The following is a 24,209-nucleotide window of genomic DNA, read 5'->3' as shown; positions in this document are numbered from 1 at the left end:
ATAACTGCTTTCATGCGTTTCTTTGGGGCGACTCAGCCTCTTCAGCCGGCACTCTGACTTCCAGCCGCGTTCCCTCACCCGCGTAACTGCGGACCACAAAACCTGCGCCGATGGCAGCACATCGCTCCCGCATGCTGACCAGCCCGATGCCCCGGCTGGCCCTGCCGGAATCAAAGCCGCAGCCGTTGTCCTGAATGGACAGGAGCAAGGCGTTGTCGCGGAACCCCAGGGAAACTTCTACCTTGCTGGCCTGCGCATGCCGCGCCACGTTGGTCAAAGCCTCCTGCACGATACGGAACAGTGCCGTGGCCAGGATGTCGTCCTGGACCCGGTCCGCATCCTGCAAATGGAGGTCGACCTGGATTCCGCTGTGCTTGAACATGTCCTGTGCCTGCCAGCTCAAGGCCTCACGAAAGTCCAGATCGTCCAAAACCCGGGGCCGCAATTCCGTGGCGATGCGCCTGACCGAACCGATGGCGGCATCCATCTGGTGACGCATTTCATCCACATCCTTCACCGTCGTCGGCTTGCCATCCTTGAGCCGGCTGCCCAGCCAGGACAGGCTGAGCTTGAGCCCGGTGAGCTGCTGGCCCAGGTCATCATGCAACTCGCGCGAAATGCGCTTGCGCTCCTCTTCCCGCACGCTCTGCAAGGACGCCGAAAGCTCGCGCAACTGCGTGTTGACCAGCCGCAACTCTGCCTCGGCAGCGCGATGTTCGGAAACGTCGCGCAAGACGGCCGTCATCTGCATCTTTCCGCCGATGACGGAGCGTGAAAGCGTAGCTTCGAGAGGGAATTCCGTGCCGTCGGATCGCAGGCCCATGATCTCTGCGTTTCCCGCTGCGGCCCGTGGCGACTCCATACCGCGCAAACCCGACGGGATCAGCAGGTCCAAGGGCTGGCCTGTGACTGCCACTGCTTTGCGGCCAAACATTTTTTCCGCAGACGGATTGAACAGCACGATGCGCATCGCTTCGTCCACTGCCACGATGGCATCCATGACCGAATTCACCGTATGCTGGTAGCGCTCATCGGCCGCATTCAAAGCCATGGTGAGCTGGTGCTTGAGGCGCAGCTTTCCCACCAGATAAGTGGCCACCAAGGCCGTAAAGACGCTCACCAGCAAGGCACCAATGCCGATCGGCCATGCCGTCTCGCGCCAAGCTACCAGCCGTTGGGACGCGTCATCCGCCACGCTGACCCGTATGGGAAATCCGGCCAGATGGCCCATGGCATAGGTCAGTGGCGTGCCGTCCTCGGCCACATGGTCCACCGCCTGCACGGCGCTGGTCGGGTCTGTTTCCAGCAACTTGCCCCACTCGGGAGCGAACTGCCCCAAGGCGCTTTCACGATGGGGCCAACTCGCAAACAAGGTTCCGTCAGACAGGTAGAAGGCAATGGGCCGCACGTAGTCGAGTTGCACCACGCTGTACATCTTCTCGAAGGTTGTCAGGTCCACGGCCACTACCACTACCCCACGAAAACGCCCGTTCTCCGCAAGCAGCGGACGTGCCAGGTTGAGCGTCCAGCCGGTGTCGTCACTGTTGCGCAGTGGCCGCCCTATCACCAGGCCATCTGCCCCGCGCTGCACCAGGCGCCGGAAATAGTCGGTTTCTGCCAGGTTGGTCGACGCCGGCGCGTTGGTACCGGAGGCATTGATGAGCCGACCCTGGGCATCCAGCAGAAACAGGGAGCGGACCTGGCGCATCCCCGCCACTCTGGAATTGAGCAAAAGCCGCACCGTCTGGCCTGATAAATCCTGCTGCGTACCAAAGGGGGTTTGCAGGCGCTCCTGCACGCCTTTCAGAACCAGATCCATGGTCTCAAACTGCCGCTCCGTCTGTTGCACCACCATCTGGGTCAGATTGGCCGTCTCCATGCGGGCATGGTTCATCTCCCGGTCACGCAAACCCCAGAGCAGAAAACCCACCGATAACAGAATGGCCGAGATGGTCAGCGTAGCCAACAGCTTCACGTAGCGACCAGACCCTTGCACCATGGTTCTGCGAGCCCTCAAGGTTGCGCCGAACGGATCAGGCCGGCAATCCACTTTTGCGCCTGCGGGCTGTCCCACTCCCGGGCACCGTAGTACTTGCCCAACACGCGCCCTTTGGCATCCACCAGCACGGTAAGCGGCAGGCGATTGGCACCCAGCATGTTCTCCATTTCCAGCGCCCGGTCAATGTAGTGGTTGAGTGTGGCGTTGGCACTGCGCAAATACGCCTTCGCGGCGGCCTCGCTGTCATCGGTGGAGATGCCTATGACGGTAAACTGCCTGGATTGGGTCTGCCAAGCCAGCCGCTCCAACGAGCCCATCTCCATGCGACACGGGCCGCACCAGCTCGCCCACACATTGATCAGCAGCGGCTTGCCCCGGTATTGGGACAGCGCCCGGTCCGGTCCGTTGAGTCCACGCAGGGTAGCCTCGCGCAAGCTCGCGCCGACCACCACCTCATCGGCGGTCTTGGCCAGGACGGGCCCGCCCAAAGCCAGCGCGCAGCTCAGGCCCACCGCGCACAGCACCCTGCATGAATGTATTTGCATAGGGACCGAACATAGCAGAAGCCGATTGCCTGCGGATTTGCTTTAGGTCAGCCAATACGGAAACAAGAACAGGGACCAAGCCCCCGTCGCCAAATGCTTCCCGCGCGCTTAAGCCTGCTGGCGCTTGCGACGTTTGACGGCAGCACCGATCAGGCCCAGGCCAGCCAGCAACAGTGCATAGGTTTCAGGCTCTGGCACCGCAGCCGTCAACACGATCAGTTGCGACTTCGCTCCCGCCGGAGCGCCAGCGGTCTGGTCCTGCTCCGCAACCAGATAGATGACGCCCTTTTCATCCACCGTAACGCCTTCAATGGCGTTGTTCGGCACAACAGTCGAGAGATCAAACGAACTCAGCACCTGCCCCTGACGGTTGACCTCGATCAGCATCTTGGAGCCCAAGCTGAGCACCAGCAGGTTGTCGGCGACTGGCGTTCCCGCAAAGGAATCCACCGGAGAGAGCGTCTGCACATCGGACAGTGTGCTCAAACCCATCAGCGCAGGATTAAACAGCTGGGTCACAGTCGATGTGCCAGTCTGTCCCGCGGCGAAGCTCAGTGTGCCGGCAAAGATGTTCTCGGGGCTTTCCTGCTTGACGGCAACAAAGCTGCCGTTGCGCGGGTCGTAGCTGATACCTTCCATGCCGCTGTTGTTGTTGGGGTAACCCGTGACAACGTGCACAGAGCTGTTGGTCAGGCTGGCGGTGCCGCCCTGGCTGTAGTTGAACTTGTAGGCGTCATAGAGGCGCTCTTCGCCCACAACCAGCGTTCCATTGCCCAAGTAGGTCAGGCCTTCCGTATCGTGCTTGGTGCTTCCGGTACCGGTCCAGTCAAAGGACATGGTGCCAAGGGTCTGGCCGGTCTTGGAAATCTCGACCACGCCGGTGCCTTCATCGCCGACAAAGAACAGGGTGCCGCGGTCACGGGCATACGCCACTGCAGAAGCTTCCAGGCCGGACACCCCCGTACCCGTGGTTCCGGCAAGAATATCCAGCGAATAGATGCCGCTGACGGAGTAGTTGCCCAGTTGAATGGAGCTTGCCGCGTTAGCGCACAAGCTGGTGGCTGCCAACGCAGCCAGGAAAATGTGTTTGAGTTTCATGCGTGATGGAATCCGGGATAAAAAGAATCAGGACCGGCGGCGACGCGCGATAGCGCCAACGATGCCCAGGCCAGCGAGCAGCATGGCAAAGGTCTCGTTTTCTGGCACAGCGGCAATGCTGCCAGGAGATCCGATCTCGGTGCCCGAGACTGCGGTGTGTGCACCGTTGATACCCACTTGGCTAAGCTGCGAAATGGTCACACCATTGAGGCCAGCGGCATTGTCAAACGTCTGGTAGGGAGAGGTGGCGTCCGATGCACCGAAGATCACCTTGGCCTGCAGGGTACCTGTGTTATCGAAAATGTTCACCTGGTCGCTGGTGGTACTCAAGCCGACTCCACTGCCGCTGTAGTAACCAATAGGGGTGCTGCCTGTGAGCCAGTCGTTCTTCAAGGCGGTGACTTGCGTAGCACTTCCTTCCACAAAGATCACTGACTGGCCGGCGTTGATGGTGGTCACACCGTTTAGCGCGACCGCCGAGCTGAAACTGGCGCTGTCGTCGTCCATTTTCCAACCCGCAATGCTCACCGCGGTACTTCCAAAGTTGGTCATCTCAAACCAGTCGGCGGCGACCGTGGAATTGCTGCTGCTCCAGGGCGCGACTTCGGTAATGCGAACTTGCGCCTGTGCCGACATGGCGCAGAAAACCAGGCCCGTGGCAGCCCAACCGAGAAGCGATTTCTTCAGTGAAAACATGTGTGAGGTCCCTAAGAAGTGAGCCAAGGATCGGATGACCCTGAATTTCTAAAAGGCCGATACTAGACACCGGGTGTTACAGAAAGTGACCAGATTCGCCACATTTGATCCACCAAAAGGATGAGCAATATGAACGAACCACACCGCGAAAATTCTTCTTCGGCAATACCCAACCTGATTCCAGGATTTGCACCATCAGCACCCAGTCTGCCCGGGTGGCTGGAGGCAGGCCTGCAGTCGGGCGCGGAGCACATCACCGTATTGGCGCAACGCGCCTACCGCCTGCGCGCGGTACAAGTGGACGCACCTCTGCTGGTGGTTCCCCTGGCCGGGGTGAAACGCGTGGATGTGGAGGGCAAGCAAGCGGATATTGCCTGTGGCGAATTTCTGATGGTGCACCATGCCTGCCGCATGGGAGTGGAGAATCTGCCACCTCCGGGGGGCAATGCAGGCTATCGCGCCTGGGTGCAGCCTTTTTCCTGGCACGTCATTTCCATGACGCGCACCCTGTTGGGCGAGCATGGCGACCGCACCTCCCGGGCCACCGCTATCGCCAGACCATTCACCTGTGGCGAGCTGACACCCTTGCTGAGCGGCGTGCAGAACTACCTGGCTGCCATGGCCCCCACCAGCCAGGCGCCAAACGCCGCACAGCGCGACCATGCGTTGATCGGATTGCTGCTGGCACTGGCGCGCGCCGGGCATGACCAGTTCCTGCATGCGCAGGACCCTTCCATGGCCGCGCGCATCCGGCTGCTGGTGGCCCAAGCGCCGGCGCGCAATTGGTCTTCCAGCGACTTCGAAGCGGCCTTGCACGTGAGTGGCGCCACTTTGCGCAGGCGATTGGCGCAAGAAGAGACCTCGTTGCGGACCATACTCAAGGAAACTCGGCTGCACCACGCTTTAGGTCTGCTGCAATCGAGCCGTCGCCCGCTCAAGTCCATTGCGCTGGCTTGCGGTTACCAGTCGCTGTCCAGCTTCAGTCGCGGCTTTACAGCCCAGTTTGGCGTTGCCCCCACTGCGGTCGCCAATACCTGAGCGTTTCGCGCAGTGCTTTGAGCGCACGGCGCAGGCACTTTCCTGGAACATGGGACCCAGCACGCAGCACTACGTTGCTGTCCGTGCCGGCCTTTGGAGATCGGCGGTTCAGATCTCGGTTGTTATCAGGAGTTGTACATGAACAAGTCTTTTTTCCCCATGGTGTGCGCACTCGCCTTGGCCACAGGTGTCTCTTTGCAAGCAAGCGCGCTGGAGCTGAGCAGCACCGACATCGGCAATGGCAAGACGCTGGGCAGCGCCCAGGTATTCCAGGGATTCGGATGCTCGGGCGGCAACATCTCCCCTGCCCTGCACTGGAGCGATGTGCCTGCTGGCACCAAGAGCTTTGCCATCACCGCCTATGACCCGGACGCCCCCACCGGCAGCGGCTGGTGGCATTGGGTCAGCTACGATCTACCAACCTCGGTGAGCAGCCTGCCAGCGGGCGCGGGCAAAGCTGGCGCCATGCCGGCAGGCGCCAAACAAGGTCGCAACGACTTTGGCGGCAATGACTTCGGCGGTGCCTGCCCGCCTCCCGGCGACGCACCGCACCGCTACGTCTTCACCGTCTTTGCGCTGAAGGTAGACAAGCTCGATGTGCCCGCCGATGCCTCCGCAGCGCTGATTGGCTTCATGCTGAACGCCAACAAGCTGGCTACTGCTTCCATCACGGCGCGGTACGGGCGCTAGCGCGCCATCCATTGCCGCAGCCCGGCATGAGGGCATCGTGTTTTGCATAGACTCGGTGACCTCATTCCAAGGAAACCATGACTGCGAAAAAAGACTCTTCCCCATTGACACCTCTGCAAATAGGCTTGGTCATCGTCGCTCTGGCCTGCGGCGGTTTTGGCATAGGAACGGGGGAGTTCGCCATCATGGGTCTGCTGCCGGGCGTCGCCAGCACATTTGCCGTGACGATCCCGCAGGCAGGATATGTGATCAGCGCCTATGCGTTGGGTGTGGTGGTCGGCGCACCGCTGATTGCCATTGCAGGTGCGAAGTCTTCGCGCCGCACATTGCTTCTCATCCTGATGACAGTCTTCGCTATCGGCAATCTGGCCAGTGCACTAGCTCCCGACTTCCTGAGTTTCATCGTCCTGCGCTTTCTCTCGGGGTTGCCGCACGGCGCTTACTTCGGCGTATCCGCGCTGGTGGCGGCCTCACTCGCGCCGATTCACATGCGCACACGGGCCGTAGGCTATGTGATGTTGGGGCTTACGGTTGCCACCTTGGCTGGCACACCGGTCATGGCGCTGTTCGGGCAATTCCTCAGCTGGCGCATGATGTTCCTGGCCGTTGGGATAATTGGCGCGCTGACGGTGACGCTGATCTGGATCTACCTGCCGCGCGACAAGCCGGCTGCGGGTGCCAGCGTGATGCGGGAGCTGGTAGCGTTCACGCATCCGCAGGTGCTGCTGACACTCACGTTGGCTGCCACCGGCTTTGGTGGAATGTTTTCCATCTTCTCCTACATTGCCAGTACGACCACCATGGTTACTCACCTGCCTGCCGCCATGATCCCGGTGATCATGGTGCTGTTTGGCATCGGTATGAATGTGGGCAATGTGGTGGGCTCCAAATTGGCCGACAAGTCCCTGATGGGAACCATAGGCGGCATGCTGGTATTCAACATCGTGGTGATGACTCTGTTCAGCCTCACGGCAGCCTATCCCGTCATGCTGTACACCTCGACGTTCCTGATTGGCTGCACCTTTGCCGCTGGCCCGGCCATACAAACCCGGCTGATGGACGTGGCCGCAGACGGCCAGACTTTGGCTGCTGCGTCGATGCATTCCGCCTTCAACATCGCCAACGCATTGGGCGCATGGCTAGGCGGCCTGGTGATCGCCTACGGATATGGCTATGCGGCAACCGGCTATGTTGGCGCCGTGCTGTCGTTCTTTGGATTGTTTGTATTTGCGGCTTCCGTACTGCTGGAGCGGCGCAACGGCAGGGTCAACAACTCGGTCTGCGTTGCGGCAACGTAATACCTAAGCCATCGACTTGAGCATCACGCCAACACGAAATTGGTCTATGCGCTGATGCCCGCTATGGCGCGCGCCATTGGCCTACTTTTGGGAAAAAATGCCATTCAATTTACCACTTCAGTGCCTTCGGGCAGTTCGTCAGAGGTTCGGCCATACCAGCCTTGACGGATTCGCGCATGCCCGGCACAGCAAGTAGGCACAAGGTTTCTTGAATACCACTCCAAGCTTCTGCCGACAGCAAAACAGCGTTGTTGCGTTTGCCCAAAATCATGATTGGCTGATGAGACTCTGCCACTTCATCAACGATGTGGTATAGATTTGCACGGGCTTCGCTAGCGGTTAATGTGAGCATCTGGGGATTTCCTAAAGGCCAACTCAATCGCTCTCAATATCGTACTTAGTCAAACGCACGAGGGATGCATAAGTGCATGAAATTACGCTCAAGCTAAGTGGTCAACGAAGAGCCAGCAGCGCGCCCAACAAATTCAGAACTAAAGGCTAGCTCAAGAGCAGCAAGCAGTTCAGGCTCTGCGACTCCCTTGGTGCCATGCTTGCCAACCACATTGAATCCACGTGATCGCAAGAGCGACGCCAGCGCAGATTCCAATGGAGCGATTCGATCGCGATACGTCCTATGCCACTCGAGTGATGATTGCTCCGGAAATAGTGGTCCAAATGCAACCAACTCATAGTTGCAGAGCAGCGGGTCCAGCTGGAGTTTACGCACATGCCTCAGGAGCATGTTCGCTGACGCTGAGGGTCGTACGTCAAGGTGCTGTCCAAGGCGAGCGAACGGAGATGCTGCGAATTTGGATGAACTATCCCCCGTGCGTCCAACGTAGTACACCTCTTCGGAGCCACTTGTGATTCTCCATGCATACAGCCAGAAACCACGCTCTAGAATTGCTCCAGTGAAATTGATTCGATGAACATGCATGTGAAGGCCGCGCCATGGTTACGGGTGGATGGTACGAAGCATAACGTGCATCCCAATCAGCAACGATCCTTTTGGACTCTCGCCAGTCGTTTACTACGATTGCAGACTCGGTGACGAATACACTTTCGGTCCTTTGACTGATGAAATATATCTGTATATAAGAGGTCAATCGTTTGTAGTGAGCGTAGTGTAAACATGCTCAAAACTCCATTCCGCAAATCCTTCGCAACCGGCTGCAAGATAGTTAGAAGGAATCGCTGTATTTGGATCGAGCAAAAGAACCATCTTTTCAACAATATGTCGCTTTGCCGACGCTGATAAGCCGTCCCACCACGATATGCGGAAGGCGTGATTCTCACAACATGCAAATGAGAAGCGCAATAGAGCATCTTCAATTTTCTGCCCTTCGGAAATGATGGCCGCGAGCGACTGCATAAAAGGGATGCATACATAACTGCTTGATACATGCCAAGCAAAGCAAAATGCCCAGCCACCCAATATTGGGGCAGTAAAGAAACTTATTAATGCAAGCGGTGATGACCAATTTCCTAAGTCCTGCAGCTTCCCACCTTGAAAGTCATAGTCTGGATATATGTTCCCAGATAACTGCAACGGACATGCCGACTGTGTGGTGAAGCAGGTGTATTCAAACTCTTCGTATCTTCTGCGCAGAAGCGCTTCATCGTAATACTTCTTGTGATGCGCGATCCCGGCTAAACCAAGTGAGTGCCCTACGTGTGAGGACTTTAGAAAGAACTTCTTGACATCATCAAGTTCAGGATGGCTCTTCATAGCATCCAACAGTCGGACTGCATTTTCCTTGATAAAAAGTTCATGACATATGCTTCGATAGGCATAGAGTGCAACTTGCAAATAATTTGGTTCAAGCAGTTCATTGTCAATTGGCTCGAAAAGCGCGTTATCGTGGTGCTTGCAGAAGCCCGCAAACGTTGACGCACGCTGCAAACCCGTTTTCTTCGGATGTGGCACACCCCCAGTCCTCTTAAGAACAGATAAATCCGAGCTAAACACGTAAACATGCCCATCCTCTGCTATCAGGCTGAGTTGACCGCGCTTCTGAATGGAATGAGCCGAAATTATTTCATTGCACCGATTTCCATCAGCGAAGTGCAGGCAGCGTCCACGCTCGCCATTGCGTTTTGCCTCGCGTTGATAGTCGGAAATGAAGGACATTTGTTTCAGGTACCAAACGAAGTCGCAAAAAAAAACAGATCACATCTAACAGGATGCGGAAATACTCCTGCGATGCAACCGACTAACTTGGCCGGAACGTCTGCCTGGGACTTGTATCAATGAAGGTGTTCATATCTTCAAATGCAATGTATAGATAAATCCTTGCTCAACAACCTGAATTTTGCTCTAGAAACTTGGAATTCGCTCCTCCAGGAAATTGCCTACATCCCATGTAGGTATAAGCATTCCGACACCGTCCGCAGGATACTATTTCGCATTTCTAAGCACCATTCAAGAAAACAAAAAGCCCCGAACGCTAGGAGCCCGGGGCTTTTGCATGTGCGTTGCAAACGTAGTTATCAGATCAGCGGCACACCTGTCTTGCTCTGCGCAAACTCGCGCGTCACGCCCTCTGCCAGTTCGACGACGCTGATGCCGTGTGGCGTTACGTCGAAGACGCCCAAGTCCGTGATGATGCGGTCTACCACACCCACGCCGGTGAGCGGCAGTGTGCAGCTGGGGATGATCTTGAAGTCTTCGGTACCGTCCTTCTTCTTGGCCACATGCTCCATCAGCACGATCACGCGCTTCACACCGGCCACCAGGTCCATGGCGCCGCCCATGCCCTTGACCATCTTGCCGGGAATCATCCAGTTGGCCAGATCACCCTTGGAGCTCACCTGCATGGCGCCCAGAATGCTCAGGTTGATCTTGCCGCCACGGATCATGGCAAAGCTCTGGTCCGAGCCGAAGATGCTGGAGCCCTTGATGGTGGTCACCGTCTGCTTACCAGCGTTGATCAGGTCTGCGTCCACCGCGTCTGCCGTGGGGAACGGGCCAATGCCCAGCATGCCGTTCTCGGATTGCAGCCAGACTTCCTTGTCGGCGGGCACGTGGTTGGCCACCAGGGTGGGGATACCAATCCCCAGGTTCACATAGAAACCGTCTTCCAGTTCCCGCGCAGCGCGTGCTGCCATTTGGTCTTGCGTCCAGGCCATGGTCAAACTCCTGCTTTCTCGGTGATGGTGCGTTTCTCGATGCGCTTTTCGGGCGTGGCATTGAGCACGATGCGGTGCACATAGATGCCCGGCAGATGCACCTGATCGGGCTCGAAGGTTCCGGTTTCCACAATCTCTTCGACTTCCACCACGGTGATCTTGCCGGCCATAGCCACGGCCGGGTTGAAGTTGCGCGCGGTAAAGCGGAACTGCAAATTGCCCGACTTGTCGGCGCGGTGCGCCTTGACGAGAGAGACGTCAGGTACCAGGGAGCGCTCCATCACATAGGTTTCACCATCAAACTCGCGCAGTTCCTTGCCGTCGGCCACGATGGTGCCCACACCAGTCTTGGTGAAGAAGGCAGGTATGCCCGCGCCGCCAGCACGCAGCTTCTCTGCCAGTGTGCCCTGCGGCGTGAACTCCAGTTGCAGTTCGCCCGCCAGATATTGGCGCTCGAACTCCTTGTTCTCGCCCACATAGGAGGAAATCATCTTCTTGATCTGGCGCGTTTCCAGCAACTTGCCGAGACCGAAGCCGTCCACGCCGGCGTTGTTGGAAATGACAGTCAGGTCTTTGACGCCGCTGTCCTTGAGCGCTTCGATCAGCGCCTCCGGGATTCCGCACAGACCGAAACCGCCCACAGCCATCAGTTGGCCGTCTCGGACGAGACCTTTGAGCGCTTCATCGGCGCTGGGATATATCTTGTTCACTGCCTGGTTCTCCTCAAAAACAGATGGTCATACGATACTACGTAATGAGATACGTAGTTTTTCGTAGAGTCCAACCCTTGTAATCCGTTCACCGCTGAACACGCCATGGATATTGATTACCGCCTCGCGTTCGAGATGGCCCCGGTCGGCCTGGCCCTGTCGCGCAACCGCACCATCATGGATTGCAATCAGCATCTGTGTGACATGTTCGGTGCCGAGCGCACGCAACTTGTGGGCCAGTCATTCCTGGTGCTCTACCCCAGCGCCGACGAATATGAGCGAACCGGCGCGCGCATAGCACCCATCCTGAACCGCAACGGTACCTATTCAGACGACCGCATCATGAAACGTGTGGGTGGCAGCCACGCAGGCGAGCCGTTCTGGTGCCATGTCACCGGACGGGCGTTGAACCGCAACGCGCCTCACGAGGCCGGCATCTGGTGCTTTGAGGACTTGAGCGCCAGCCGCCCGGTCAAAGCCGAGCTGACGGCGCGAGAGCGCGAAGTGGCAGCCTACCTGATGCAAGGTCTCACCAGCAAACTCATAGGCAAGACCCTGGCCATCAGCCACCGCACCGTGGAAATCTACCGGGCCCGCTTGATGCGCAAGTACAAGGCGTCCACCACCGCCGATCTGGTGCACAAGCTCACCGCCGGCTGAATGAAAAAGGGCAAGCGACTTCTCGCCTGCCCTTTGCTTCCTGGAGCCACGCTCTGGTCAGAAAGTTTCCAGTGCCAGCAACCCGGTGGCGGTGTTGGAAATCGGGATGTGGTAGTTGCTGTGTACCTTGCGCACGCCGCTGTTGGCGCCAGCCGACAAGGCCGAGCGCATGGCCAACCAGGCCAGCAGCTCGATACCCTGGGTGCCGGTCTTTTCCACCAGCTCATGGATGCTGAACTGGGTGGCCCACGCGGGGTTGGTCTCCAGGCTTTGCAGGAATTGCAGGTCAAACTCCTTGTTGATGAAGCCGGCGCGCTCGCCTTCAAGCTGATGGCTCAGGCCCCCGGATGCCACAAAGGCCACCTTCTTGTCACTGTCCCATGCAGCCACCGCTTCGCCAACGGCACGACCCAATGCGAACACGCGGCGGGCATGGGGCAGCGGGAACTGCACAGTGTTGATGCACACCGGCACCACCGTCACCGGGCAATCACCCTCGGGCCAGAACAATTTGAGCGGCAGGGTACAGGCATGGTCCACCAGCATTTCCTGGCAGGTGGTGACGTCAAACTCCTGGTCGACCAGATGGTTGATGATTTCCCAGGACAGATCCACCTCGCCCTTGAACGGTGGCAGCGTGGGAATGCCCCAGCCTTCGTCGGCGTTGTTGTACAGGGCTGCGGCGCCCACGGCGAAGGTAGGCATCTTGTCGAGGAAGAAGTTCAGGCCGTGGTCGTTGTAGAACATCACCACCACGTCGGGCTTGACCTTGCCCAGCCACTGCTGCACGGGTGGAAAGCCATCAAAAAAGGGTTTCCAGTAGGGCTCCTGCTGCAAGCCCTTATGGATTGCGCCGCCGATTGCGGGAATGTGGGAAGTGCCCAGACCGCCAATGATTTTTGCCATGTTGTGTGTGCTCCTACGTAGGGTGTTTTATTTGCCGGCGGCCACCAGCATGGCCTTGAATTCGTCCTTGGTCATGCCGCGCTGTTGCGCGCCAATGTCCTGCATGTCGAGCTTGAAGATGCCGGCGAACTTGGCCAGGTAATAGGCATTGCCGCCCTCTTCCAGCAGCTGCAGCACCTGCTTGGAGCGGATGGCCGCCTTTTGCGAATCGGTGAGCTGGTATTTGGTCATGTAGGCCTCTTCGTCCTTCAGGAACTCGGCGCGGTTTTCGGCGGAGTTGAACGAAAAGCACATCTTGTTGAGTGCGTAACCACGCTTGGCGTACTCGCCATCAAAAGGATTGGTGCCCGGAATGGGGGGCAATGCCGGTTTGGAAGCCACAGTCTGTCTCCTGCATGGGGTTGAAAGTGGTTGCAGTGTCAGCCATCCATTGCCAAAGATAAACAGATCAATCATGATTGAATATATGAGTAAATTCGATCATTTGGACCTGGACGGGCGTCTGCTGCAATTGCTTGTGGCGGTAGTGGAAACCGGCTCCGTCACCCGCGCGGCTGAGCGCCTGGGCGTCACCCAATCCGCCGTCAGCCACCTGCTGGACAAGCTGCGCGCCATCACCAACGACCCGCTGTTTGTGAAATCCGGCCGGGGCATCGTGGCCACGGAACGTGCCGAAAAACTGGCCGCGCAAGCGCGCGAGCTGCTGTCCACGCTGCAGGGCTTTGCCCAGTCCGACCAGTTTGATCCGGCCCTTTGGAACACCACCATCACCATTGCCGCCAACGATTTCCAGCGCGATCTGCTGCTGCCAGCACTTATGACGCGCCTGCGCACCAGGGCGCCTGGATTGGCGCTGCGGGTCATTCCGTCCGACGTACCCAGCCTGGAGATGCTGCGCAACGAGCGCTGCCAACTGGTCATCAGTCCCCGACCGCCCGACGGGACAGACGTGGTGCAAAAACGCCTGTTCGAAGACCAGTACCAGGTGTTCTATGACCCGCAGGTACGTCAGCCGCCGCTCACGCGTTCGCAGTACCTTTCGGCCCGCCACGTGACGGTGGTGTACGAGCCACGCCGATCACTGGACCTGGACCAGTGGCTGGCCGACAAAGGGGTGCACCGGCAATTCGCCGTCACGGTGCCCGGCTTTGCGGGCATTGCCCCCTTCGTCCAGGGAACGGATCTGCTGGCAACCGGGCCAGGCCTGCTGGGTCGGCACATGCTGCGCGGCCTCGCGAGCACCAAGGTTCCCCTGGCCTGCCCACGCATGCCGATGTTCATGGTCTGGCACATGCGGCACCAGCACAACCACGCGCATGCCTGGTTGCGGGGGCAGGTGGATGAGGTTGCAAAGGCGGTTATTGCTTGAGGTGTTTGGCCCCCTCTCCCAACAAGAAACTCAGTAACTCAACCGCGCCACCGACCGCAACACCTCCGCCGTCGTGGTCGGCAAATCAAAGTACTCCAGATAAGCCGGAATCTGCTCAAACAGCATGTCCGAGCCCACCTGCACCGCGCATCCCTGGGCCTTGGCCGCCTGCAGGAAGGCGGTCATCTCGGTGCGCATCACCACTTCGCCCACAAAGGTGTTGGCCGACAAGCGAGAGACGTCCAGCGGTAGCGGGTCGCCCTCGTTCATGCCCATGGGTGTGGCGTTCACCACCAAATCAAAGCCGTGCGGATCGTTGGAACCGGTGGTCACGTTGATAGAGGGGTAGTTCTGCTGCAAGCGTTGGCCCAGCGCGGTCGCGCTGGCAGTGTTGACGTCATACAGGACAATCGCTGCAATGCCAGCTGCGGCAAGGGATGCCGCGATGGCACTGCCCACACCGCCAGAACCCACCACCAGCACGCGCTTGCCCTTCAGGCTTAAGCCCTTGCGCTGCACGCCCCGCACAAAGCCCTCGCCATCAAACATGTCACCCACCAGCTTGCCGTCGGCGCGGCGCTTCACTGCATTGCAGGCACCGGCCACCTTGACCGTGGGCGTGACTTCGTCCAGCAGCCCTACGGTGGTGACCTTGTGCGGCATGGTGATCAGGGCGCCTCGGATATTGGTCAGGCTGAACACGGCCTTGAGAAACGCGGGGTAGTCCGGCACCTGGCACCCCATGGGCACCACCACCGCATTGATTCCCGCCTGCTCGAAGTAGGGGTTGTAAATCATCGGCGACTTGAAGGTGTGGGTGGGGTAGCCGATGTGGGCAATGATTTCTGTGTTTCCGTTGATCATGGTGTGGTGTCAAAGTAGGTTGCGCATGGCGCGTGCAGTTTCCTGCAGCACCCCCAGGACACGCCGCAGCGCGTCCTCAGTCGATTCATGGCCCATGGGCATGGAGACGCTGACCGCGCCCACCAGATCCCCATGGTGGTCTATCAGCGGCACGGCGATGCCCCGGTAATTCAGCTCCAGCTGCTGCTCGGAAACCGCCCAGCCCTGCTGGCGCACGCGGGCCAGCTCCAGGCGCAAACGGTCCTTGTTGTCTATGGTGTGCGAGGTGTAGGCCTTGAGTTCGTGGTCTGCCAGCCAGCGGTCCACCCACTCCGGGCCGCGCAAGGCCATCATCAGCATGCCTGCCGCAGTGACGCGCGCCTGCACCCGCGAACCCAGGACAAAGCCGGTATTCATGCTGCGGTTGCTGCCGTTGCGTGCCACGTAGACGATGTCGTCCCCGTCCATCACGCTCACATACGCAATTTCGTTGGTGCCGGCGGTGACCCGCTGCAGGAAAGGCTGCACCACGCGAGGCAGGCGCGCCGACTCCAGATAGGACTGACCCAGCCGCAAGACGCGCGGCGTCAGCCAGAACAGCTTGCCATCGGTGGCCACATAGCCCAAATGCTGCAAGGTCAACAGATAGCGGCGCGCGGCGGTGCGGGTCATGCCGCAGCGCTCACCGGTCTGGCTGGCCGTCATGCGGGAATGTGCGTCGTCAAAGGCCTCGATGATGGACAGCCCTTTTTCCAGGCCGGCAATCCAGTCGCGCTTGTCCAGCCCCTGAGCCAGCGCGCTCTGGGTGCTTGGGTCTTGTGGTGTCTGGAATGCCATGGCAGCAATTTTGATTTCAAGGAGCGCCGCCCGGCCTAAGTGCTAACCCTCGAAACGATCGATTATCGAACATTTATGTTCGATAATCGGTCACAAATAGGAAATTAAGCTTTTTGTTTTGAGATGTCACCGCTAAAGTTCGCTCCGAATCAGCCAAATTGAGCGATCAACGCACAGAACGGAACACCAACCGCTCCGCGACTGCCGCTCTCCTTGCACTGGCTCAGTTGGCCCAAATGAGTAACTACTTCCCTAGAGGAGACACCTTCATGCAAAAACGCACCACCCTCAAACTGATCGCAGCCTGCGCGGCGCTGGTCTGTGCTGGCACCGCCTTCGCACAGCAAACCATCAAGATCGCCAACATCGTGGAACTCTCCGGTGCGGGCGCAACTTCCGGCACCAACTTCAAGAACGGCGTTGAAATGGCCGTCAAGGAAATCAATGCCGCTGGCGGCATTCTGGGCAAGAAGATCGAAACCACCACGGCGGATACCCAGAGCAACCCCGGCGTGGCCAAGGGCCTGACACAAAAAGCGGTTGACGAAGACGTGTTTGCCATCTACGGCCCGGTGTTCTCCGGCTCCATCATGGTGTCCATGGCCGAGAGCCGCCGCGCCGAGATCCCCAACTTCACCGGTGGTGAAGCCGCTGCCATCACCCAGCAAGGCAACCCCTACGTCTTCCGCACCGCCTTTGGCCAAGCCCAAAGCTTTCCCAAGATTGCGCGCTACATCAGTGACGTGGCCAAGGTCAAGACACTGGCTGTCCTCTACGTGAACAACGACTTCGGCAAGGGCGGTCTGGACAACATCAAGAAGAACCTGGCCAACACCGCCACCAAGGTCGTAGCAGAAATCTCCACCGACTCCGGTCAGGTCGACTTCTCCGCTGCGGTGCTCAAAGCCAAGCAAAGCGGCGCTGACGCCCTGTTCAGCTACTCCAACGAAGAAGAGTCCGCCCGCATCCTGCGCGAGCTGCGCAAGCAAGGCTGGAACAAGCCTGTCATCGGCGAGACCACGCTGACCGGCCAGAAGGTGATTGAACTCGCTGGCGACGCCGCCAACGGTGCCGTGGGCCACGTCGGTCTGACCGTTGATGCACCCAATCCCGAGGTGCTGAAGTTCAAGGCCAAGTTCTATCAGGAATACAAGTACATCTCTGACCACAACGGCATCAAGGGCTACACCGGCGTGTACATGCTCAAGGCCGCCATTGAAAAGGTCGGCAAACTGGACCGCAAGGCCGTCGCACAAGCCCTGCATGGCCTGGTCATCAGCGCCAAGAAGTACCCTGGCGTGCTGATGGATGTGGCCATTGACCAGAACGGGGATCTGGATCGCGAAAGCTATCTGGTGGAAGTGAAGAACGGCAAACAGGAAGTCACCACCGTGCTGCCGCCTGTCAACCCGTCCTTGTTTGCCTCTGCTGCATCTGCTGGCGCCGCCAAGCCTGCCGCCAAGAAGTAAGCCTTTTCTGAACGTACTGCGGACCTTCCCATGACCGACTTCCTCCAACTGCTGTTCAGTGGCATGGCCACGGGCGCAATTTACGGCCTGGCTGCGCTGGGCTTTACCTTGCTGTGGCAGGCCAGCGGCACCATCAACTTCGCCCAAGGCGAGTTTGTGATGCTACCGGCCTTCATGATGCTGGCCTTCATGTCCATGGGCGCACCTTTGCTGGTGAGCTTCGGGCTGTCGGCCCTGGTAGCTGTAGTGGTCCTGGGTTGGGTCTTCAAGCGCGGCATCGTGGATCCGCTGTTCAAGTACGGCATGATGCCCATCGTGGTGGCCACCATCGGCCTGTCCATTTCCATGCGCAGCGTCATCCGTGCTGGTTACAGCGCAGAAGCCTCCCCCTTTCCCAGTCTGTTTGCCGACAAGCTGTACAACATCGCCGGCGTGACCATCACGCTGGCGGATGTGGGCACCTTTGTTTTGGCCATCGCGCTGGTGTTTGCAACCCAGGCCTTCATGACCAAGACGGTGACCGGTCGCGCCATGCAGGCAGTTGCGCAAAACACCGAAAGTGCTTCGGTGCTGGGCATCAACGTGCCCCGCATGATCTTTTACGCATTTGCCATCAACGCCGTGCTGGCCGTGGCTGCCGCGCTGCTGGTCACGCCCACCTATCTGGCCAAGTTCGACATGGGTGAGAGCCTGGGCAACAAGGCCTTCTTTGCCGCCATCATCGGTGGCTTCAACAACTCCCGCGGCGCCCTGCTGGGCGGGCTGATTGTGGGCATCTGCGAGAACCTGGCTGCGGCTTACATCTCGCCAGCCTACAAGGACGCCGTCGCACTGGTGATCTTCATGGTTGTGATCCTCTTCAAGCCGCAGGGACTCCTGGGCAAGAAGGAAGAGCGCAAGGTTTGAACCCGCAAGAGACACGCATCATGAAAAAATTCTCTCTCATTGCCTGGCTGGTGGCTGGCGCGATTCTGCTGATCGCCCCGCCCTTTCTCAAGAACTACGGCATCTACCTGCTGAGCTACTGGATGGTGTTCGTCATCGCCACCATGGGCCTGAACCTCACCGTCGGCTATGCCGGTCAAAAGTCCCTGGGACATGCCGCCTTCTTCGGCATCGGCGCCTACGTGGTCGCCTTGATGATGAAGGCCGGCCTGAGCTTCTGGCTGGGCCTGCCCGTTGCCGCAGCGATCTGCTTTGTGGTGGGCATCGTCCTGGGCTTTCCGGCCCTGCGCGTGCAAACCATTTACCTGGCCTTCGCCACCCTGGGCTTCAACACGGCCGTCTGGCTGGTCATGCGCAACGAAGAGTGGCTGACCGGCGGCACCTTCGGCATCAACAACATTGCCCGCCCTTCTCTGTTTGGCTATTCGCTGGAAAGCAACCTGGCTTACTACTACCTCGTGCTGGGTGCCACCGTGCTTATGGGCCTGCTGCTGATGGGCCTGCTGCGCAGCCCCTGGGGTAAGGCATTCACCGCCCTGCGTGACAACCCCATCCGCGCCGAGAGCCTGGGGATCAACACCCGCGCCTACACCTTGCTGAGCTTTGCCATCGGTGCCGCCTATGCCGGTATTGCCGGCGGCCTGCTGGCTTCGCTGGTGCAGTTCATTGAGCCAGCCCCCTTCGCCGTGGGCTCCTCCATCATGATGTATCTGATGGTGGTGGTGGGCGGCCCCGGTTACTTCCTGGGCCCGGTGCTAGGTGCTGCCGTGGGTGTGGTGCTGCCCGAGTGGCTGCGCTTTGCCCAAGCCTGGTATCTGTTCGTGTTCGGTAGCGCCGTGGTACTGCTGATGATCTGGTTGCCCGACGGTCTGCTGAGCATTCCCGACCGCATCCGCGCCAAGAAACAAGCCAAGGAAGCGTCTGCAGCACGCGCACTTTCTGCCAAGAGCATGGGAGCCCAGGCATGACACATCCTCATCACCATGACCGCGCAGCCAATGCACCGGTCCTCAAGGTTACTGGCCTCAAGAAATCCTACGGCGCGATCCAGGCCGTAGGCGGCGTGAGCTTCCAGGTGCAACCCGGAGAAATCTTCGGCGTGATCGGCCCCAACGGATCGGGCAAGACCACGCTGTTCAACAGCATGCTGGGCCAGATCACACCCGACGCCGGCAAGATCGAGCTCAACGGCGAAGACGTGACGCAGCTCGGTCCGCTGGAACTCAACCGCCGCGGCGTGGGCCGTACCTTCCAGACGCTGCAGGTATTCGGCAAGATGAGCGTGCGCGACAACCTGATCGTGGCCGCGCAGGAGCACAAGGGCTCCATGTTCAGCCGCATGTTCGCCCCCGGCGACTCCGGTCTGGGTGACAAGGCCGACGCACTGATCGACCAGTTCCGCATCCGCCACGTGGCCCACAAGAAAGCGGGCGAGCTGTCGTACGGCCAGCAAAAGCTGGTGGACATTGCCATGGCCTTCATGAGCCAGCCCGATCTGGTGCTGCTGGACGAACCCTGCGCGGGTGTGAACCCGAGTCTGGTGGGCGGCATCTCCACCCTGCTCAAGCAGCTCAACCAGAACCCGCAGATTGGCAAACACAGTTCTTTTGTGGTGATTGAACACAACATGGACTTTGTGATGGACCTGTGCCACCGCATCATGGTGATGGTGGAAGGCAAGGTCATGGCCATCGGCACTCCGGCGGAAATCCGCGCCAACAAAGAGGTGCTGGACGCCTATTTGGGCAGCTAACGCCATGCCGCATTCCGCACGTACCACCGCCGTCTGTTCTCGTCGTGTCGCTTGCTCTTCTGGGCGTGGCCATGCGGGACTCGGGCTGACGTGGCACTCAGCGCCGTTCGTGTCCCCCGGCCTTCGGCCTCCTCCTTTACCTCACCGCGCTGAGCACCACGCCATCCCGAGTCAAGAGGCATTGTTGGCACGCCAAGGGCTTTCAGTCATTGCACGCCAACACTGCGGTTTGCCGCTGACATCGGGGTGGGTGATGCAGCGAAATAAAGGGGGAGCCCGCAGGGCGGAGGACATTCGCGGAACCATCCACCTCGGTGGCAGCAGCATGCCCACCCGCAACGCGCGCAATGCCTCGTACCAAACGCAAGCAGAAACAACACCTGGAACAAAACATGTCTGAAACCTGCATTGAATTCAACGACGTAGTGGCCGGTTACAAGGATTTCATGATCCTCAACAACCTGTCGTTCAAGGCCAAGAAGGGCACCATCACCCTGCTGCTCGGCCCCAATGGCGCGGGCAAGTCCACCGTGCTCAAGACGCTGTTCGGCCTGCTCAAACCACGCCAAGGCAGCATCAAGCTCGACGGCGTGGAAATCGCCGGCGCGACGCAAAAGCAGTTGCTGGCACACGGCATTGCCTTCGTACCGCAGGGACGCAACCTGTTTGGCCAGCTCACCGTGTTCGAGAACCTGGAACTGGGCGGCATCACGCTGGGCATGAAGACCACGCACGAGCGCATTCCCGAAGTGCTGGAGTTCTTCCCCCGCGTGAAAGAGCGCATGAACTCGGCCGCATCGGCCCTGTCCGGCGGCGAGCAGAAGCAACTGGAGATTGGCCGCGCCCTGCTGCTGCGCCCCAAGGTGATACTGATCGATGAGCCTTCCATCGGCCTCTCGCCCATGGTGGTACAGGATGTGTTCAAGCTGCTGCGCCGTCTGGCCAACCAGGGCACCACCGTGCTCATGGTGGAGCAGAACGTCAAGAGCGCCCTGAAGATTTCGGACGAAGCGATTGCGCTGGAATCCGGCCGTCTGGTTCTGCAGAAGCCCGCCTCCGACCTGCTGGAAGATCCGAACATCGAACGCCTGTTCCTGGGCGGAGCACACGGCGCCGCTGCGGCGCCTGCCTCCGGTCTGAGCGCCGTCGTCTAACCCATCTTCCGGGAGTACCCACCATGCCACAGAGTCAAAACCCACGCCAAGGCGGTATCGAACGCGAAGACATTTTCGAAGGCCCCAACCCGCTGGGCCTGATGGGGGTGGAATTCATTGAGTACACCACTTCCAAACCGCAGTCCCTGGGCAATGTGCTGGAGACCATGGGCTTTCGGCCCATAGCCCGCCACCGCTCGCGTGAAGTGCTGCTGTACCGTCAAGGCGATCTGAACATCATCGTCAACGCCCATGGCGATGGCGCGGTGGTGACCGAACGCCCGCAAATTGCAGCCATTGCCCTGCGCGTGCAGGATGCGGCCGCCGCCTACAAGCGCGCGCTAGACCGCGGCGCCTGGGCCGTACCTGTGCATGTGGAGGTGATGGAGCTCAACATCCCGGCCATCCATGGCGTGGGCACCAGCCGCATCTATTTCGTGGACCGCTGCGGCGATTTTTCCATCTACGACGTGGACTTCATCCCAATTCCTTCGGTGGACCAGCATCCGCCCGCCGTCACCGGCCTGCACCTGTTTGGCGTGGTGCAGTACATCGGCAACGAGCGCACGGCAGACTGGACCGAGTTCTATGGCTCGCTGTTCGGATTCACCGCGCTGGAAGACACGCAACGCTTTGGCATCCTGCCCAAGGGCCGCATCCTGCAAAGCCCGTGCAAGACCTTCTACCTGCAGCTCATCGAGCCCGAGCCCGGCATCCTCGATGTGGAAGACGACGAGTGCCTGCAGCGCATTGGTCTGGGTACGCCCGATGTGCCCGCCACCGTGGCGGCACTGCGCAAGCTGGGCATGGACTTCGTTCCGCCCAAGGATGCACAGCAGGCCGAGCGCGGTGCCCTGACCCGCACGCCGGTCAGCGGTGCCATGTTCGAACTCGTACACCAAGTCAGAAGCTGATCCGCCATGACGCAATTCCAGGGCAATTTCGACAACTTCGGGATGGACACCATCTCGCTGGCCGGCCCGCTCAAGGCCAAGCTACAGGCCATCAAGAACGCCGGCTTCACCCAGGTGATGCTGCTGGCACGTGACTTGGTAGGGCACCCGGACGGCTGGCGCGCTGCCGTGCAGGAAGTCAAGGACAGCGGCCTGCGCGTCACTGGCTTTCAGGTGTTGCGCGACTTCGAAGGCCTGTCGGGCCACCTGCACGACTACAAGGTCGACATTGCCAAGTCCATGATGGAGATGTGCCACGCGCTGGACTGCCACGTGATGCTGGCCTGCTCCTCCACGTCCACGCACGCCACCGGCGACAAAGACAAGCTGGTGCAGGACCTGCGCAAGCTGGCCATGCTGGCCATCCCCATGAATATCAGAATTGCCTTCGAGGCATTGTCCTGGGGGCGCAACATCAACGAGTTTCCGCAAGCCTGGGACATCATCGCCGAGGCCGACATGCCCAACCTCGGGTTGGGCTTTGACTCCTTCCACATGTTCGCCACCAAGACGCCCATGGAAGATCTGGAGCTGCTGGACCCGGACAAGATCTTCCTGGTGCAGCTGGCCGACTTCATGTGGAACGAAATCAAGACGGTGGAAGAGCGCATCAGCACGGCGCGCACCTTCCGCGTCTTCCCCGGTGAGGGCGTGCACAGTGACGCCCTGGCCGCCCTGGTGCTCAAGCTGCACCAGCTGGGCTATCGCGGCGACTACAGCTTTGAAGTCTTCAACGATGACTACCAGCAGATGCCGCTGGACGTTGTGGCGCGGCGCGCGCAAAAGGCCGCGCTCTGGCTGGGTGAGGACGTGCTGCGCCGCTCGGTGCCCCTGCCCAACGCCTTGCGCCTCAAGCGCACCGGCTGAGCGCCTGCTGCGAGTACCTGGCCATGAGCAACGTCTTTGAAGGCTTTCTGTCGACCCCAGAAGTGATGGGTGCCTTTGGCGACCGCAATTTCGTGGCCGCCATGTTGCGCTTTGAAGCGGCATTGGCCCAGGCCCAGGCAGCTGCCGGCCTAATCCCGGAGTCGGCTGCGCAGTCCATCGTGGGAACCTGCAAGGTCGATCTGTTCGACGCCTCCAAGATCGTGCGCGAAAGTGCGCGCTCCGGCAGTCTGGCCATTCCGCTGGTGAAGACGCTGAAGGAGACCGTGGGCCTCTTCAATCGCGATGCCGTGCCCTTTGTGCACTTTGGCAGTGTCAGCCAGGATGTGATCGACACCGGCATGGCGCTCATTACCCGCGACGTGCTGGAAATGGTGGAAGCCGATCTGCGCCAGTGCATAGACGCCATCTTCTACCTGGCGCAGAAGCACATGGACACTCCCATGCTGGCGCGCACCCTGATGCAGCCGGCCTCGGTGACCAGCTTCGGCCTCAAATGCGTGAACTGGGCCGGCCCGCTGGTGCGCAGCCTCAAGCGCTTGCAGACCGTCAAGACCGGTGCACTCAAGGTGCAGTTGGGCGGCGGCATTGGCACTCTGGCCCGCATGGGTGACAAGGGCCCGCAGATCGCCGCGCACATGGCGCAGGCGCTGGGACTGGGCGTGCCTTGCGCGCCCTGGCATACCCAGCGTGACGAATGGATTGCCCTGGGCTGCGAACTCGGGCTGATGACCGGCAGCCTGGGCAAGATTGCCAAGGACATCTCCCTGCTCGGCCAGTTCGAGGTGGGTGAAGTGTGGGAGCGCCACGAGCCCGGCCGCGGCGCATCCAGCGACATGCCGCACAAGAACAACCCGGTGGCCAGCATGGCAGTACTTGCCGCTGCACAACGCGTACCCCAGCGCGTGGCGGCCATTCTGGCCAGCATGCCGCAGGAGCATGAGCGCGCCCTGGGTGGCTGGCAGGCCGAGTTGGCCGAATGGGCGCAGCTCCTCATGTCTGCCCACGCCGCCTCCAAGGCCATGGCATCCGCCCTGCCCTATCTGGTGGTGGATACCGAACGCATGCAAGGCCATGTGCAGGCCGCCGGTAGTTCGGTGGACAAGGACAGTGCCAAGACCTGGTTCGACCCCGCCCTGGCCGTGGGCGCCGGCCAGATGGCACGCAACTACCTGAACGCCCTGCGCGCCGAGCTACCCGCCGCAAACCACCGCTTGGCCGCCTGAGCGGCG

Annotated in this window: 24 protein-coding genes and 2 pseudogenes; 13 read left to right on the top strand and 13 right to left on the bottom strand. The window is 59.9% G+C overall.

Going from position 1 to position 24,209, the window contains the following annotated elements:
* Positions 1 to 10 precede the first annotated feature (10 nt).
* The 5 genes and pseudogenes from AC1RMF_RS01315 to AC1RMF_RS01295 all read right to left on the bottom strand — a co-directional run bounded on the left by AC1RMF_RS01315 (position 11) and on the right by AC1RMF_RS01295 (position 4,338).
* Positions 11 to 1,999, bottom strand: a complete 1,989-nt coding sequence (locus AC1RMF_RS01315) for a histidine kinase (protein WP_342617952.1) — start codon at positions 1,997 to 1,999, stop codon at positions 11 to 13.
* 14 nt (positions 2,000 to 2,013) lie between these two features.
* On the bottom strand, positions 2,014 to 2,544 hold the full coding sequence (locus AC1RMF_RS01310; RefSeq protein ID WP_493138947.1) for a TlpA family protein disulfide reductase: 531 nt from the start codon (positions 2,542 to 2,544) through the stop codon (positions 2,014 to 2,016).
* 108 nt (positions 2,545 to 2,652) lie between these two features.
* Positions 2,653 to 2,748 (bottom strand): annotated as a pseudogene (locus tag AC1RMF_RS01305) (PEP-CTERM sorting domain-containing protein); the annotation flags it as partial.
* A 69-nt stretch (positions 2,749 to 2,817) separates the two neighbouring features.
* Positions 2,818 to 3,642 (bottom strand): annotated as a pseudogene (locus tag AC1RMF_RS01300) (SdiA-regulated domain-containing protein); the annotation flags it as partial.
* A 27-nt stretch (positions 3,643 to 3,669) separates the two neighbouring features.
* Positions 3,670 to 4,338 carry a lamin tail domain-containing protein gene (locus AC1RMF_RS01295; RefSeq protein WP_493138945.1) on the bottom strand — a complete coding sequence of 223 codons (669 nt, stop codon included), beginning with the start codon at positions 4,336 to 4,338 and terminating at the stop codon, positions 3,670 to 3,672.
* A 129-nt stretch (positions 4,339 to 4,467) separates the two neighbouring features.
* On the opposite strand from AC1RMF_RS01295, the gene AC1RMF_RS01290 reads away from it, so the two are divergent.
* From AC1RMF_RS01290 to AC1RMF_RS01280, 3 genes are all read left to right on the top strand, one after another.
* On the top strand, positions 4,468 to 5,376 hold the full coding sequence (locus AC1RMF_RS01290) for a helix-turn-helix transcriptional regulator (RefSeq protein WP_493138943.1): 909 nt from the start codon (positions 4,468 to 4,470) through the stop codon (positions 5,374 to 5,376).
* 138 nt (positions 5,377 to 5,514) lie between these two features.
* Complete coding sequence (locus AC1RMF_RS01285; protein WP_493138941.1) at positions 5,515 to 6,066, top strand: YbhB/YbcL family Raf kinase inhibitor-like protein; 552 nt, start codon at positions 5,515 to 5,517, stop codon at positions 6,064 to 6,066.
* A 77-nt stretch (positions 6,067 to 6,143) separates the two neighbouring features.
* A complete protein-coding gene (locus tag AC1RMF_RS01280) occupies positions 6,144 to 7,364 on the top strand; it encodes an MFS transporter (RefSeq protein ID WP_493138939.1) in 1,221 nt (406 codons plus the stop codon).
* A gap of 109 nt (positions 7,365 to 7,473) precedes the next feature.
* Here the strand turns inward: AC1RMF_RS01280 and AC1RMF_RS01275 are convergent, their stop codons facing one another.
* The 4 genes from AC1RMF_RS01275 to AC1RMF_RS01260 all read right to left on the bottom strand — a co-directional run bounded on the left by AC1RMF_RS01275 (position 7,474) and on the right by AC1RMF_RS01260 (position 11,203).
* Positions 7,474 to 7,716, bottom strand: a complete 243-nt coding sequence (locus tag AC1RMF_RS01275) for a type II toxin-antitoxin system Phd/YefM family antitoxin (RefSeq protein ID WP_493138937.1) — start codon at positions 7,714 to 7,716, stop codon at positions 7,474 to 7,476.
* 750 nt (positions 7,717 to 8,466) lie between these two features.
* The gene (locus AC1RMF_RS01270) at positions 8,467 to 9,495 is read right to left on the bottom strand and encodes a hypothetical protein (RefSeq protein ID WP_493138935.1); all 1,029 of its coding nucleotides are present in this window, start codon (positions 9,493 to 9,495) and stop codon (positions 8,467 to 8,469) included.
* Between the two features lie 359 nt (positions 9,496 to 9,854).
* A complete protein-coding gene (locus AC1RMF_RS01265) occupies positions 9,855 to 10,493 on the bottom strand; it encodes a 3-oxoacid CoA-transferase subunit B (protein ID WP_342617961.1) in 639 nt (212 codons plus the stop codon).
* A gap of 2 nt (positions 10,494 to 10,495) precedes the next feature.
* Entirely contained in the window at positions 10,496 to 11,203 is a 708-nt protein-coding gene (locus AC1RMF_RS01260; protein WP_342617962.1) for a CoA transferase subunit A, read from the bottom strand.
* Between the two features lie 105 nt (positions 11,204 to 11,308).
* On the opposite strand from AC1RMF_RS01260, the gene AC1RMF_RS01255 reads away from it, so the two are divergent.
* Positions 11,309 to 11,863: a LuxR C-terminal-related transcriptional regulator gene (locus AC1RMF_RS01255; RefSeq protein ID WP_342617963.1), complete on the top strand. Its 555-nt coding sequence runs from the start codon at positions 11,309 to 11,311 to the stop codon at positions 11,861 to 11,863.
* Positions 11,864 to 11,920: 57 nt separating this feature from the next.
* Here AC1RMF_RS01255 and AC1RMF_RS01250 read toward each other — a convergent pair whose 3' ends face one another.
* Positions 11,921 to 12,769: a class III extradiol dioxygenase family protein gene (locus tag AC1RMF_RS01250; protein WP_493138932.1), complete on the bottom strand. Its 849-nt coding sequence runs from the start codon at positions 12,767 to 12,769 to the stop codon at positions 11,921 to 11,923.
* Positions 12,770 to 12,796: 27 nt separating this feature from the next.
* Positions 12,797 to 13,150 (bottom strand): protocatechuate 4,5-dioxygenase subunit alpha, encoded by a 354-nt coding sequence (locus AC1RMF_RS01245; RefSeq protein WP_342617965.1) that lies wholly within the window; start codon positions 13,148 to 13,150, stop codon positions 12,797 to 12,799.
* Between the two features lie 85 nt (positions 13,151 to 13,235).
* Between AC1RMF_RS01245 and AC1RMF_RS01240 the strand changes: the two genes are divergently transcribed.
* Positions 13,236 to 14,138, top strand: coding sequence for a LysR family transcriptional regulator (locus AC1RMF_RS01240; protein WP_493138930.1), 903 nt, complete (start codon positions 13,236 to 13,238; stop codon positions 14,136 to 14,138).
* Between the two features lie 30 nt (positions 14,139 to 14,168).
* On the opposite strand, the gene AC1RMF_RS01235 is transcribed toward AC1RMF_RS01240, so the two are convergent.
* Positions 14,169 to 15,002 (bottom strand): shikimate dehydrogenase family protein, encoded by an 834-nt coding sequence (locus AC1RMF_RS01235; protein WP_493138928.1) that lies wholly within the window; start codon positions 15,000 to 15,002, stop codon positions 14,169 to 14,171.
* A gap of 9 nt (positions 15,003 to 15,011) precedes the next feature.
* Entirely contained in the window at positions 15,012 to 15,818 is an 807-nt protein-coding gene (locus AC1RMF_RS01230) for an IclR family transcriptional regulator domain-containing protein (RefSeq protein ID WP_342617968.1), read from the bottom strand.
* Positions 15,819 to 16,087: 269 nt separating this feature from the next.
* Between AC1RMF_RS01230 and AC1RMF_RS01225 the strand changes: the two genes are divergently transcribed.
* The 8 genes from AC1RMF_RS01225 (at position 16,088) to AC1RMF_RS01190 (ending at position 24,203) form a co-directional block, all read left to right on the top strand.
* Positions 16,088 to 17,287, top strand: a complete 1,200-nt coding sequence (locus AC1RMF_RS01225; protein ID WP_493138926.1) for an ABC transporter substrate-binding protein — start codon at positions 16,088 to 16,090, stop codon at positions 17,285 to 17,287.
* 30 nt (positions 17,288 to 17,317) lie between these two features.
* Complete coding sequence (locus tag AC1RMF_RS01220) at positions 17,318 to 18,193, top strand: branched-chain amino acid ABC transporter permease (RefSeq protein WP_342617970.1); 876 nt, start codon at positions 17,318 to 17,320, stop codon at positions 18,191 to 18,193.
* A 20-nt stretch (positions 18,194 to 18,213) separates the two neighbouring features.
* On the top strand, positions 18,214 to 19,200 hold the full coding sequence (locus AC1RMF_RS01215) for a branched-chain amino acid ABC transporter permease (protein ID WP_493138923.1): 987 nt from the start codon (positions 18,214 to 18,216) through the stop codon (positions 19,198 to 19,200).
* A complete protein-coding gene (locus AC1RMF_RS01210; RefSeq protein ID WP_493138921.1) occupies positions 19,197 to 19,985 on the top strand; it encodes an ABC transporter ATP-binding protein in 789 nt (262 codons plus the stop codon). The genes AC1RMF_RS01215 and AC1RMF_RS01210 overlap by 4 nt, the downstream gene beginning before the upstream one ends.
* A gap of 392 nt (positions 19,986 to 20,377) precedes the next feature.
* Positions 20,378 to 21,139: an ABC transporter ATP-binding protein gene (locus tag AC1RMF_RS01205; RefSeq protein ID WP_493138919.1), complete on the top strand. Its 762-nt coding sequence runs from the start codon at positions 20,378 to 20,380 to the stop codon at positions 21,137 to 21,139.
* A 23-nt stretch (positions 21,140 to 21,162) separates the two neighbouring features.
* Complete coding sequence (locus AC1RMF_RS01200; RefSeq protein WP_493138917.1) at positions 21,163 to 22,053, top strand: 4-hydroxyphenylpyruvate dioxygenase; 891 nt, start codon at positions 21,163 to 21,165, stop codon at positions 22,051 to 22,053.
* Between the two features lie 6 nt (positions 22,054 to 22,059).
* Positions 22,060 to 22,959, top strand: a complete 900-nt coding sequence (locus AC1RMF_RS01195) for a sugar phosphate isomerase/epimerase family protein (protein ID WP_493138915.1) — start codon at positions 22,060 to 22,062, stop codon at positions 22,957 to 22,959.
* A 23-nt stretch (positions 22,960 to 22,982) separates the two neighbouring features.
* Positions 22,983 to 24,203 (top strand): lyase family protein, encoded by a 1,221-nt coding sequence (locus tag AC1RMF_RS01190; RefSeq protein WP_342617976.1) that lies wholly within the window; start codon positions 22,983 to 22,985, stop codon positions 24,201 to 24,203.
* The last annotated feature ends 6 nt before the right edge of the window (positions 24,204 to 24,209 follow it).

The sequence above is a fragment of the Rhodoferax sp. GW822-FHT04A08 genome (assembly GCF_058801025.1).
The sequence above is the reverse complement of the archived record's forward strand: the minus strand, read 5'-3'. Positions and strand labels throughout refer to the sequence as shown.

Coding starts and splice junctions, on each gene's coding strand:
- AC1RMF_RS01315 (WP_342617952.1), bottom strand. CDS start 1,999: ATGGTGCAAGGGTCTGGTCGCTACGTGAAGCTGTTGGCTACGCTGACC.
- AC1RMF_RS01310 (WP_493138947.1), bottom strand. CDS start 2,544: ATGCAAATACATTCATGCAGGGTGCTGTGCGCGGTGGGCCTGAGCTGC.
- AC1RMF_RS01295 (WP_493138945.1), bottom strand. CDS start 4,338: ATGTTTTCACTGAAGAAATCGCTTCTCGGTTGGGCTGCCACGGGCCTG.
- AC1RMF_RS01290 (WP_493138943.1), top strand. CDS start 4,468: ATGAACGAACCACACCGCGAAAATTCTTCTTCGGCAATACCCAACCTG.
- AC1RMF_RS01285 (WP_493138941.1), top strand. CDS start 5,515: ATGAACAAGTCTTTTTTCCCCATGGTGTGCGCACTCGCCTTGGCCACA.
- AC1RMF_RS01280 (WP_493138939.1), top strand. CDS start 6,144: ATGACTGCGAAAAAAGACTCTTCCCCATTGACACCTCTGCAAATAGGC.
- AC1RMF_RS01275 (WP_493138937.1), bottom strand. CDS start 7,716: ATGCTCACATTAACCGCTAGCGAAGCCCGTGCAAATCTATACCACATC.
- AC1RMF_RS01270 (WP_493138935.1), bottom strand. CDS start 9,495: ATGTCCTTCATTTCCGACTATCAACGCGAGGCAAAACGCAATGGCGAG.
- AC1RMF_RS01265 (WP_342617961.1), bottom strand. CDS start 10,493: ATGGCCTGGACGCAAGACCAAATGGCAGCACGCGCTGCGCGGGAACTG.
- AC1RMF_RS01255 (WP_342617963.1), top strand. CDS start 11,309: ATGGATATTGATTACCGCCTCGCGTTCGAGATGGCCCCGGTCGGCCTG.
- AC1RMF_RS01250 (WP_493138932.1), bottom strand. CDS start 12,769: ATGGCAAAAATCATTGGCGGTCTGGGCACTTCCCACATTCCCGCAATC.
- AC1RMF_RS01240 (WP_493138930.1), top strand. CDS start 13,236: ATGAGTAAATTCGATCATTTGGACCTGGACGGGCGTCTGCTGCAATTG.
- AC1RMF_RS01235 (WP_493138928.1), bottom strand. CDS start 15,002: ATGATCAACGGAAACACAGAAATCATTGCCCACATCGGCTACCCCACC.
- AC1RMF_RS01230 (WP_342617968.1), bottom strand. CDS start 15,818: ATGGCATTCCAGACACCACAAGACCCAAGCACCCAGAGCGCGCTGGCT.
- AC1RMF_RS01225 (WP_493138926.1), top strand. CDS start 16,088: ATGCAAAAACGCACCACCCTCAAACTGATCGCAGCCTGCGCGGCGCTG.
- AC1RMF_RS01220 (WP_342617970.1), top strand. CDS start 17,318: ATGACCGACTTCCTCCAACTGCTGTTCAGTGGCATGGCCACGGGCGCA.
- AC1RMF_RS01215 (WP_493138923.1), top strand. CDS start 18,214: ATGAAAAAATTCTCTCTCATTGCCTGGCTGGTGGCTGGCGCGATTCTG.
- AC1RMF_RS01210 (WP_493138921.1), top strand. CDS start 19,197: ATGACACATCCTCATCACCATGACCGCGCAGCCAATGCACCGGTCCTC.
- AC1RMF_RS01205 (WP_493138919.1), top strand. CDS start 20,378: ATGTCTGAAACCTGCATTGAATTCAACGACGTAGTGGCCGGTTACAAG.
- AC1RMF_RS01200 (WP_493138917.1), top strand. CDS start 21,163: ATGCCACAGAGTCAAAACCCACGCCAAGGCGGTATCGAACGCGAAGAC.
- AC1RMF_RS01195 (WP_493138915.1), top strand. CDS start 22,060: ATGACGCAATTCCAGGGCAATTTCGACAACTTCGGGATGGACACCATC.
- AC1RMF_RS01190 (WP_342617976.1), top strand. CDS start 22,983: ATGAGCAACGTCTTTGAAGGCTTTCTGTCGACCCCAGAAGTGATGGGT.